Here is a 10,633-nt window from a genome sequence, read left to right on the forward strand (position 1 = left end):
GGTTGGCCGCGAAGGGGTTCCACTGGTGGAACGAGACGAAGACGACATAGAGGAACGGCAGTACGCCGCAGAGGAACAATATGACGAGCGTCGGGGCGAGCAGGAGCCAGCCGAGTCTCTTGGATTGCATGGGCGCTCCTCCTGGGCCGCATCAGATATACCCGCCGGCCGTCCGGCGATCCAGCGCATTCCCGGGCCGCCGCCCCCGGGGCGGCGGCCCGTCAGGCTAACCGGGGAGGATTACTGGCGGTAGCCCAGATTGGTCATTTCCTCTTCCGCCGCCGAGGCCATCCGGTCAAGGCCCTCGGAGGCGCCGAGGGCACCGGTGAGGATCTGGTAGAAGATCGGCGCGGTCGCCTCGCGCACCTGGGCGTGGAAGGGGTATTCGGGCGCGCCCTTGAACAGATAGCCCTGATCGCGGAGCATCGAATAGTAGCCGCGCAGTTCCGCGTCGAGTTCGGTGACCTTCGGCGCGTCATACGTCGAGGTCAGGGTGATGCGCGGGGCGGCCACCGCCCAGTCTTCCTGAACCTCCGGCAGGGCCATGAATTGCAGGAACAGCAGCGCCGCGTCCTGGTTCTTCGAGGTCACGGGCAGGCCGAACGCGCCGCCGTCATAATAGCCGATATAGCCCTCGCCGGCTTTGGCCTGTTCGAGGACGCCTTCGGCCAGCGGCGGCAGCGCCACGCCGACATTGCCGACCACGCGCGACTGCGTTTCGTCCGTGGCGATCCACGCCGCGTTCTCGCCATAGACGAGCCCCTGGGCGGCGCGCCCTGCCGCGAAGGTGGTCGCCACCTCGCTCCATGTGGACTGGGGCGATTCCGGCGGCGCGATGTCGCGCATCGACAACCACCAGGCCAGCGCCTGCTTGGCGGCGTCGGAGTTCATCCCGCCGCCATTGGCGACGCTGGCGGCGTAGTTGGCCTCCGGCACGATGCCCCAGTCATAGACGCCGAAGGTCGGCGCGACGGATTCGAAGAACTCGTACCAGGATGCCGGGTGGCCGGTATGGGCCTGCGCCGTGGTGCCCCATATATCCTCGTCGCGCTCGGCGAAGTAGTCGGTGAAGAACTGCGCGATCTCGGCGTACTCGGCATGGGTCGTCGCGGGCTTAAGCTCGCGGCCCGCGGCCTCCTGGAACGCGGCGCGGATATCGTCGTCCTCGAACAGGTCGGTCCGGTAGAGATAGATCTTGATGAAGGCTTCCATCGGGATGCCGAAGAGGTTCCCGTTCTCGCCGCGGAAGTTGTCGGCGAAGCTGGTGAAGCTGGCCTCGTCGTAGTTCGGCGCCTTGAGTTCGGGGGTCTCTCCCAGTGCCGCGGTCACATCGACCAAGAAATCGCGCGCCAGATAGGCATAGACGATGTCCTGCTCGATATAGACCAAGTCATAGATGCCGGTCCCGGCCTCCATGTCCTTGATGGCCTTGTCGTACATCTGGTCCCAGGACGTGGTTTCCACATCGACGCGGATGCCCGTCAGTTCCTCGAACCGGGGGGCCAGCACGTCCGAGATGAAGTTCGATGGAGGCGTCGACTCCGTTACGCCCCGCAATGTGACGCCCTGGAATTCAGCGCTGGCCTCTTTCCACCATTCCTCGTTTTCGATCTTCAGGTCTTGTGCGAATGCCGCACCAGCGGCGAGCGCCAACACCAGCGCAGACGCGCTGAACCTAGTTGCGAAGATCATGAGCTTTCCTCCCGTGGTTCTTGACGAGCATAACCCTGCTCAATTTGATTTCTAGCCGTATTTGTATTGCTTCGCAACATACTTTTTGCAATAATGCGATTCCACACATCTCCACAAGAGGCAAAGCCTTCACCTTGCCATTATGTGGCGTTGAATGCCATAAATCTACTATATCTGGTAAAATATGGAAAATTTCGAAGCCAAACTTTTTGTTGCTTTGCCATATATAATCGCCTAGTCAATAGCGAAATGCAGACATTTCGGGGGAGGGGCGAGGCATGCGTCGACTTGGTATTCACTCTTTTGTTTGGACAGGCGGTCAAACCCAGAACGGGCTTGAGATGGCGCTCGATAAATCCGCCGAGCACGGCTACGACATGATTGAGTTCGCATATCTGCGCCCTGAAAAATTCGACCTCGATCGACTTGCCCAAAAGGCTCAAGAGCTTGGCATCGAGATTGTCGTCACCATGGGCCTTCCGGCTCAAGCGGATGTCTCGAGCGAAGACCCCTCGGCTGTCGCCAATGGCACCGCGATGCTTTCGGATGCCGTCAAGGCGGTGCGGGATATCGGCGGAATCCGGCTCGGCGGCATTCTCTACTCGATGCACGGCAAGTACGACGCGATGCCGACCCGCGACGGATGGATGAACAGCGCGGGCGCCATTGCCGCAACGGCCGATGTTGCCAAGGATTGCGGCGTTGAGATTGTCCTGGAGGTCGTCAACCGTTTCGAGAGCAACCTGTTGAACACCACCGCGCAGGGACTCAAGTTTATCGAAGACACGGGGCGCAACGACGTATACCTGCATCTCGACACCTTCCACATGAACATCGAGGAAGCCAGCCCGGCCGACGCAATCCGCCTCGCGGGAGATCAGTGCAGATATTTCCACTTCAACGAAAATTACCGTGGATTCCTGGGAACGGGCACGATTGATTTCCCGAGTATCTTCACTGCACTTGTCGATATTGGCTACGACGATCGAGACGTCGTTTTCGAGAGCTTTTCCAGCGCGATCGTCGATGAAGCGCTCAGCCGGGTCTGCGGCATCTGGCGCGATACCTGGGATGACAATAATCCCCTCGCGGCACACGCGCGCCGGTTCATTGAACAAAAATGGGCGGAGGCGGTGCGTCGCCGAAACGTGAATGCAAAACCTTAACGGATATTGTTCCCGGCCCTATTCTCCAGGGATTTCGGACTGCAGACAGGAACAAACGATGTACGAGCCCACCTTCGCCAGCAGTTCGCCCCGAAGAATCCGCCGAAGCAATTCGATTGCCGCCCTTCAGGCCTTGTTCGAGCATGGGAGCCTCAGCCGTGCGGAGCTTGCGCGACATCTCGGACTGAACAGGTCATCGTCCGGGAGCATCGTCTCGGAGCTTGCAGCAAGCGGGCTTGTGCACGAAGTCGACGATCAAGAGCGCGACAAGCGCGCCGGTCGGCCAGGCATTCTATTGGAACTCGATCCGCAGGCGGCCTTCTTCGCGGGAGCGGAGATTGGCGTTGAACACATCACGACACTCCAGATCAACTTGATGGCCGACATTTGCTCCTTTCGCGTCGAGCCCTTCGATGGGCGCACCGTATCGGCTGAGAAGGCAGTGCAACTGGCCGTGCGCCAGGCGTTTGATGGCATGCCCGCCAACATCGCCGAGGGTCTGGAAGGCTTTGGCCTGAGCGCGCCCGGACAGATGGACCGGAAAGGCCGAGTGAGCGTCGCGCCCCTGCTTGGCTGGAAGGATGTAGATCTGGCCGGGCTGACGAAAACAGCGCTCGACGGAGAACTTCCCGTGCTCGTGGACAATGAAGCCAACGCTTTCGCCTTTGGTGAAAGCTATCGCAATCATGAGTCCAAGACGGGCGTGACGCTGGTTCTTGTTATCGAAACCGGCGTTGGCGGGGGAGTTGTCATCGACGGCAAGGTGTTCCGGGGAGGGCATGGCCTCGCCGGTGAAATCGGCCACCTGAACATGAGCGACGGGAAAGAACTCGAGCAATCTCTCGGGCTGGATCACCTTCTGAGGTGTCACCAGTCGGAGCTGGGCTTGCCCGAAAGCTCGTTGGCACGCGTTCTCGCTGATGTGCGCGACCGCGTGCCGGCGGCTGTGACAATAGCGGAGGAATGGGCACGAAATCTTGCGAGCGCCCTCGTTACGGCTTGCCGGTTGATTGACCCGGACCGGATCGTCTTGGGAGGTTCTGTCTCGGCACTTTATCCTCTGGTCGAAGCGCGCGTTACCCACTACGTCAGGGCTTCTCAAGCCGAGTCTTTTCCAATGCCCACAATTACGGTGCACGACGCCGCTGACACAGGCGCCGCATATGGCGCTGCATGCCTTCTTCATCGACGCTTTCTGTCCTTGGGAAACGAAAGCCTCGCCGAACAAGCTGTGGGCAAAGACCCCGAACGTTAGGGAGGACGAACCGTGTCATTGAGCGCCTTGGCACCTGACAGTCTTGGACCGACGATCTGCGCCGGCGAAATCCTGGTGGAAATTGTCGCCACCACAATCGGCGATGGATTTCGTGAGGCACAGCCTCTTGTCGGCCCGTTTCCAAGCGGCGCTCCCGCGATCTTCATCAGCCAATGCGGACGCATAGGCGGAAGCGCCGGCATGATCGGAGCGGTCGGAGCCGACGACTTTGGACGCGTCAACCTCGACAGACTCAAGGGCGACGGCGTCGACGTCTCGGGGGTGGCAATCGACGAAGAATATCCGACGGGAAGCGCGTTTGTGAGGTACCGCTCCGACGGGTCACGAGACTTCGTTTACAACATAGCGGAATCCGCCGCTGCACGCTTCGGCTGGAGCCCCGCGGTGGAGGCACTCTCGAACCGCTCCGGACATCTTCATGTGATGGGTTCCGCCCTGACCATGCCGAGCGCCTGGTTGGTTATTGAAAAGGCTTGGTCTATCGTCAAGCAACGTGGAGGCAGCATCTCTTTGGACCCGAATCTCCGCAAGGAGCTCAAATATGATGCCGAGACAAAGGAGCGGTTTGCACAACTCTTCGACCATGCCGACCTGCTCCTGCCCTCGGGAGAAGAGCTCGAACTCGCGGCGGGAGCGGACGGAGAGCAAGAGGCCGTTTCGCGATTGTTCGACCGCGGCGCCAAAGAGATCGTACTCAAACGCGGCGCTGACGGCGCAACGTGCTTTCTGGCGAACGGTACTCGCGTAGATGCCCCGGCTTTTGCCGTGGACGAACTGGACCCCACTGGCGCGGGCGATTGCTTCGGAGGCGCCTATGTTGCCTGCAGGCGCCTCGGCATGTCGGTGCAAGCCTCCCTGACATACGGATGCGCTGCCGGTGCGCGCAATGTGACGATACGCGGTCCGATGGAGGGCGCGGGCACCCGTGTGGAACTCGACAACTTCATCGCCGCCACAAGGAGGCTGGGCTGATGAAGATTCGGCTGGACGATCTGGCATCCCTTCGCCTCGCCGGCACACCTCGTGGCATCACTTCGATTTGCTCGGCGCATCCGGTCGTGCTGCGGGCAGCGCTTCGCCACGGCGCCGCGACAGGCGCCACTATATTGATCGAAGCGACATGCAACCAGGTGAACCACCAGGGTGGCTACACCGGTATGCGGCCGGCCGATTTCGCCGCACTGGTATTTTCCATCGCCAAGGATGAGGAATGCCCGCGAGACCTGATCGTACTCGGCGGGGATCATTTGGGGCCGAACCCCTGGAGGGATCGGGCGGCCCGGGCTGCCATGGAAGAAGCCGAGAAAATGGTCGCAGCCTACGTTGCGGCGGGCTTTCGCAAGATCCATCTCGACGCTTCGATGGGATGCGCAGGCGAGCCGGCAGCGCTCGATGATGAGATAACGGCCGAGCGCGCGGTTCGACTGGCAGCGATCGCAGAAAAGGCTGCGAAAGATACCGGTGGCGACCTGCCGCGCTATGTCATCGGCACGGAAGTTCCCCCTCCCGGAGGAGCCGATCACGCTCTTGGCACCATAATTCCAACGGAACCGGACGCAGCGCTCGAGACCATTCGGGTTCACGAGACGAAATTTTCCGATGCCGGGCTTTCCGACGCGTTTGAGCGCGTTATCGGTGTTGTCGTGCAGCCGGGGGTCGAATTCGGAAATCACAACATTATCCGATACGACCGGGAAAATGCTCGGCGCATTGTCCGCATACTGGATGAAAAGACACGCATCGTCCTTGAAGCTCACTCAACAGACTATCAGGAAACCGGGCCACTGTCGGAGCTTGTCGAGGACGGATTCGCCGTCCTGAAGGTTGGGCCAGAGTTGACCTTTGTGCTGCGCGAAGCGCTTTACGCCCTGGACTTGATAGCCACCGAACTCGTGCCTGGCTACGCGGACCGCCCGCTTCAGAAGCAAATGGAACGGCTGATGCTGACCGATCCGCTTCACTGGGAGCGCCACTACAGCTCCAAAGAAGCGAGGCGACAGCTCCTTAGACATTACTCGCTATCTGATCGCATTCGCTACTACTGGGCCAAACCTGCCGCACAAGCGGTCGTGAGAAACCTCGTATCTGCGCTTGATGGTGTCTGCGTGCCTTTGCCGCTCATGTGGCAGTACCTGCCGCGCGCCGCCAATTTTGCGGATAAACCACTCGATCCGGAAGAAGTGCTTATCTGGCGGATCACCGAAAGCCTCAGAAGATATCAAGCCGCATGCAACACCTGAAAAGGAGGCCAGCCATGTCACTCGAGCAATTTCGCCTCGATGGGAAAACCGCCCTAATCACCGGCGGGAGCCGGGGCATCGGGTTGGCGATCTCGAAGCTCTTCGGACAGGCCGGAGCACGTGTCGTGGTCAATGGCAGGACCCGTAACTCCGATGTCGATCAACTCTGTGAGAGCGAGAACTATCGGTGGATCCAGGCAGATGTCCTGGACGCCGACACCCCCGACCGGCTCGTCAATGCAGCAAAGGAGCACTTCGGCGGTATAGATATCGTCGTCAACAATGCCGGGATTGCCGATAGCGGAGAATTCCATGAATTCGGGGATGAGCGGCTTTCCGCCTTGACCGACACGAATTTCATCGCGCCCTTCCGCATTGCCCGCGCGGCGGTGAACGCAATGCTGGAGAGCGGCGGCGGCACCATTCTCAACATCGGTTCGATTTCGGCACGGGTGGCCAACAAGCCGCAATACCAGGTTGCCTACAATGCGACGAAAGCCGCCGTGCATCAAATGACCAGGGTAATGGCCTTTGAATATGCGGATCGTGGCATTCGCGTGAATGCCCTGGCACCCGGCTATGTTATCAGTGACATGACGGCCGGCGGAATCACCAATCCCGATTGGAACAGGGTGTGGACCGAAAACACGCCGATGGGACGATTCGGTCATCCTGAGGAAATGGCGAACTGCGCCCTCTTCCTGTGTTCGCCCGCCGCAAGCTACGTCACCGGCGCCATTTTGGTGGCTGATGGCGGCTACGTAACTCACTAGCGAGTTGTGATTAGATTGATGCATTTGATGGCGGAAAATCGGTTCATTCGGCAAGGCGCGTCGCGCAGCGCGATGTGGTGCATCGGGCAAGCGGCGCAACGCTGCCGATGGGCCGATTTTCCCCACCCTTGAAAGGAAGAGGATGTTGGAGAATACCGCTGAATGGGCCGGGCGATTTTGCCCTCTGACTGCGTTGGCTCGCGCTTGTGGTGGGGTGGCACCACGGCGCGCAACCCGCCTAGTCAGTGACCAAAATCGCCGCGGTCAAATGCGTCAATCTAATCACAACTCGCTCTAAAGAAAAGAAAGGACCGGCATATGGCCAACGCACTCTTGGGAAAAGTTGCCGCCATCACCGGCGGCGCTTCCGGAATCGGACTGGCGACCGCAGAGGCTTTGGTGGCACAGGGCGCCTCGGTCATTATTGCGGATCGCAACGAATCCGCCGTCCAGGCAGCTTGCTCACGCCTGGGCGAAAGGGCCATGCCGCTGATCATCGACCTTCTCGACCCGGAAAGCTGTAACTCCCTGCTTGCCGGTGTCGTTGAAGTGGCGGGGCGGCTGGACATTCTGCACGCCAATGCGGGCAGCTATATCGGTGGCGATCTGTCAGAAATCGAGGACCCGGCCGCAATCGACCGGATGCTCAACCTCAATGTCAACGCGGTCATGAAGAACGTCCACAACGTTATGCCGCATATGATCGAACGTGGAACGGGAGACATTGTTATCACTTCGTCCGTCGCAGGTCATATGCCGGTCCAATGGGAGCCGGTCTACTCGGCGTCGAAATGGGCGATGACGTGTTTTGTCCAAACGATGCGGCGACAGCTGAACAAACACGGCATACGGGTCGGCTCGGTTTCGCCGGGGCCTGTGATCAGCGCGTTGCTTGCGGACTGGCCTGAGGAGAACCTGCGAAAGGCGAAGGAAAGCGGTAGCCTCATTGAACCTGGCGAGGTGGCGGAAGCCATCGTGTTTATGCTGATGCGACCGCGCAATGTGACTGTCCGCGACATTGTGATTCTGCCGACGAATTTCGACATTTGAGAACGGAAGATGCCCGACTTCAACGGCCGTTCCGTTTTGCTCACTGGCGCCGCAGGCGGAATCGGGACGGCTATCGCCGAGGCTTTCTCCTCCTCAGGGGCGCGGCTTGCCCTTGTCGATATCAATGACGTGACAGATCCCGTGGACTGCCTACCTGGTGATCACCGCGCGTGGCACCTCGATTTGATGGATCCGGAAGCGATCAGCAGAACCGTCATAGAGATTGGCGACACCTTTGGCATTGATGTGCTGATCAACAACGCTGGACTTGGGATGGCGGGCAAGGCCGAAGATCAATCGGTTGAAGACTGGGACCTGACTCACGCCATTTTTGCCTTTGAGTGCTTGCATGTCATTTTTCCGAGCTTCATGGAATGTGTGCTCAAGGGTTGGCCTCGCCAAGCAGAAGATCCGGGAGGAAGGTGACCAGCACAGGAAAGAAGATCAGCAACAGCAATACGGTGATCAGCGGCAGAAGGAACGGTATTATGGCTCGTGTCAGAACACCCAGTTTGATACCCGACACGCCCGAGATCACGAACAGGCCAATACCCATGGGCGGTGTCATCAAGCCGATCATAATATTGAAAATGAACACCACGCCGAAATGAACCGGGTCTATACCCGCGGCGGCAACGGTTGGCGCAAGTGCGGGCACGGCCAGGATGATGATCGCTAGCCCTTCGACGAAAAAGCCTGCTATAAAGAGGAATAGGTTGATGATCAGCAACAAGAGCAATGGGTTGTCTGTCAACGATGTCAGCCAGATCGACAGGTTCTTGGGCGCTTCATGAGCCGCGAGGACCCAGGCAAAAACACTGGCCGTCGCTACGATGAAGCAGACCATCGCAGTCGTTCGGATCGTGTCGAGGATCACCTCGTACAGCTCTTTCAGCCCGATTTCGCGATAGATCAGCATCGACAAAACAATTGCATAGGCTGAAGCTCCGACGGCAGCTTCCGTCGGCGAAAACAGCCCTCCCACAATACCTGCGATAATGATCGCCGGGGTCAAAAGCGGTAGAAGCGCCCGCAGAAAGCCTCGCGCGATATGGCCCAACGCCGGCACCTCGTCACGCGGATATTTCCGGCGTTTTGCTATAAACCCGATCAAAATCATCAAAGCCACGGCGGTCAGAAGACCTGGTACCAGGCCACCCAGGAACATGCGACCGATAGACGCATCGGCCAGCACGCCATAGATCACCATGGGGATCGACGGCGGGATCAGGGGGCCTATAACCGAGGACGTAGCCGTTACCGCCCCGGAGAAGCCGTCGTCGTAGCCCGCCTTTCGCATGGCGCGGATCTCGATGTTCCCAAGACCTCCCGCGTCGGCCAGTGCGGAACCGGACATACCCGAAAAGATGATCGAGGCCACAACGTTCACATGCGCGAGCCCGCCTCGAAAGTGGCCAACGAGCGACCGAGCAAAGCTGAACACACGTTCCGTGATGCCGCCGGCATTCATCAGATTGCCAGCGAAGATAAAGAATGGCACCGCTAGAAGCGGAAAGCTGTCAGAAATCGATTTGGTCATCCGCTGAGCCACGACCGCCAAAGGAGTGCCGTCAGACCACAGCTGGATCATCGCCGAGACGCCCAGCGTAAAGGCCACGCCCATGCCCAGGAGAAGGAGGGACAGCCAAAGGAGTATCATTGGAAGCATCTGTTGCCGGCCTACTAAATGAGTGAACCATCGGACTGGTCGGGCGCGCCGTTGCGCACAGCTCGGACCGTGTTGGTAAGCGTGCGCAGCGCGATCAGACCAGCGGAAACCGGCACGGCCGCGTATTCCCAACTAGAACTGATACCCATTGCAATGGTAGGCAGCTTGCGCACTTTCCAGGCCACATCGATCCCGTGCCAGCAAACTACAACGGCAAAGCCGAACACCAGGATTTGCATCGCCAGGTAGATAAGCGTGCGCAATCGCTTTGGAACGCGCCCAGTCAGAAGCGTAATAGCGATATGGCCATTCACGCGTGCCAAATAGGCGGCACCCAGCAACACGATCCATAAAAACAGGAAGCGTGCGGCCTCTTCAGACCATGCCAACGGATAGGGGAAGAAATGGCGGCTGAGGATCTGAGCAACCAGAACGACGAAAGCCGCCAGAAACAGCAGCACCAACAGCCCCTCTTCCAGTTTTTCAAAAGCTCTCACAGGAATGCACCTTTGCCTTCATTTCTATAGGGTAGGTTCCGGCCAGGCCCGCCAGCCGGAACCAATTCCAGTTACTCAACGGCGGCCATCGCATCGTAGACTCCAGTGCCCCAAACACTGTCAAACTCAGCGTAAACCGGCGTCATCGCAGCGGCCATTGCCGCCCGATCCGGAGTTGTCACCTTCATGCCTTTTTCTTCAAGGGCCACGACCAACTCGGCCTCGATATCCACGACGCTCTGGTTGTATTCATCACCCACCCGCGTAAAC

At 59.2% G+C, this 10,633-nt stretch carries 10 protein-coding genes and 2 pseudogenes; 7 read left to right on the plus strand and 5 right to left on the minus strand.

What is annotated here, in order from left to right:
* Together AC5E6N_RS20530 and AC5E6N_RS20535 are read right to left on the minus strand one after the other, a co-directional pair.
* Window positions 1-130: pseudogene (locus tag AC5E6N_RS20530) on the minus strand (sugar ABC transporter permease); the annotation flags it as partial.
* A gap of 110 nt (window positions 131-240) precedes the next feature.
* Window positions 241-1,692: an extracellular solute-binding protein gene (locus AC5E6N_RS20535; RefSeq protein ID WP_491749558.1), complete on the minus strand. Its 1,452-nt coding sequence runs from the start codon at window positions 1,690-1,692 to the stop codon at window positions 241-243.
* A gap of 278 nt (window positions 1,693-1,970) precedes the next feature.
* On the opposite strand from AC5E6N_RS20535, the gene AC5E6N_RS20540 reads away from it, so the two are divergent.
* From AC5E6N_RS20540 to AC5E6N_RS20570, 7 genes are all read left to right on the plus strand, one after another.
* Window positions 1,971-2,858 (plus strand): sugar phosphate isomerase/epimerase family protein, encoded by an 888-nt coding sequence (locus AC5E6N_RS20540; protein WP_491749559.1) that lies wholly within the window; start codon window positions 1,971-1,973, stop codon window positions 2,856-2,858.
* A 58-nt stretch (window positions 2,859-2,916) separates the two neighbouring features.
* Complete coding sequence (locus AC5E6N_RS20545) at window positions 2,917-4,113, plus strand: ROK family transcriptional regulator (protein WP_491749560.1); 1,197 nt, start codon at window positions 2,917-2,919, stop codon at window positions 4,111-4,113.
* Window positions 4,114-4,131: 18 nt separating this feature from the next.
* Window positions 4,132-5,106, plus strand: coding sequence for a tagatose kinase (locus AC5E6N_RS20550; protein WP_491749561.1), 975 nt, complete (start codon window positions 4,132-4,134; stop codon window positions 5,104-5,106).
* Window positions 5,106-6,374, plus strand: coding sequence for a D-tagatose-bisphosphate aldolase, class II, non-catalytic subunit (locus tag AC5E6N_RS20555; protein WP_491749562.1), 1,269 nt, complete (start codon window positions 5,106-5,108; stop codon window positions 6,372-6,374). Before AC5E6N_RS20550 ends, AC5E6N_RS20555 begins: the two co-directional genes overlap by 1 nt.
* Window positions 6,375-6,388: 14 nt before the next feature.
* Window positions 6,389-7,147, plus strand: a complete 759-nt coding sequence (locus tag AC5E6N_RS20560; RefSeq protein WP_491749563.1) for an SDR family NAD(P)-dependent oxidoreductase — start codon at window positions 6,389-6,391, stop codon at window positions 7,145-7,147.
* A gap of 318 nt (window positions 7,148-7,465) precedes the next feature.
* Entirely contained in the window at window positions 7,466-8,197 is a 732-nt protein-coding gene (locus tag AC5E6N_RS20565) for an SDR family oxidoreductase (RefSeq protein ID WP_491749564.1), read from the plus strand.
* Between the two features lie 9 nt (window positions 8,198-8,206).
* On the plus strand, window positions 8,207-8,623 hold the full coding sequence (locus tag AC5E6N_RS20570; protein WP_491749565.1) for an SDR family NAD(P)-dependent oxidoreductase: 417 nt from the start codon (window positions 8,207-8,209) through the stop codon (window positions 8,621-8,623).
* Here AC5E6N_RS20570 and AC5E6N_RS20575 read toward each other — a convergent pair.
* The 3 genes and pseudogenes from AC5E6N_RS20575 to AC5E6N_RS20585 all read right to left on the minus strand — a co-directional run.
* Window positions 8,580-9,857, minus strand: a complete 1,278-nt coding sequence (locus tag AC5E6N_RS20575; RefSeq protein ID WP_491749566.1) for a TRAP transporter large permease — start codon at window positions 9,855-9,857, stop codon at window positions 8,580-8,582. The two genes, AC5E6N_RS20570 and AC5E6N_RS20575, sit on opposite strands and share 44 nt — an antisense overlap.
* Before the next feature lie 23 nt (window positions 9,858-9,880).
* The gene (locus AC5E6N_RS20580; protein ID WP_491749567.1) at window positions 9,881-10,363 is read right to left on the minus strand and encodes a TRAP transporter small permease; all 483 of its coding nucleotides are present in this window, start codon (window positions 10,361-10,363) and stop codon (window positions 9,881-9,883) included.
* 71 nt (window positions 10,364-10,434) lie between these two features.
* Window positions 10,435-10,633: pseudogene (locus AC5E6N_RS20585) on the minus strand (hypothetical protein); the annotation flags it as partial.

This window comes from Hoeflea sp. (assembly GCF_984452065.1).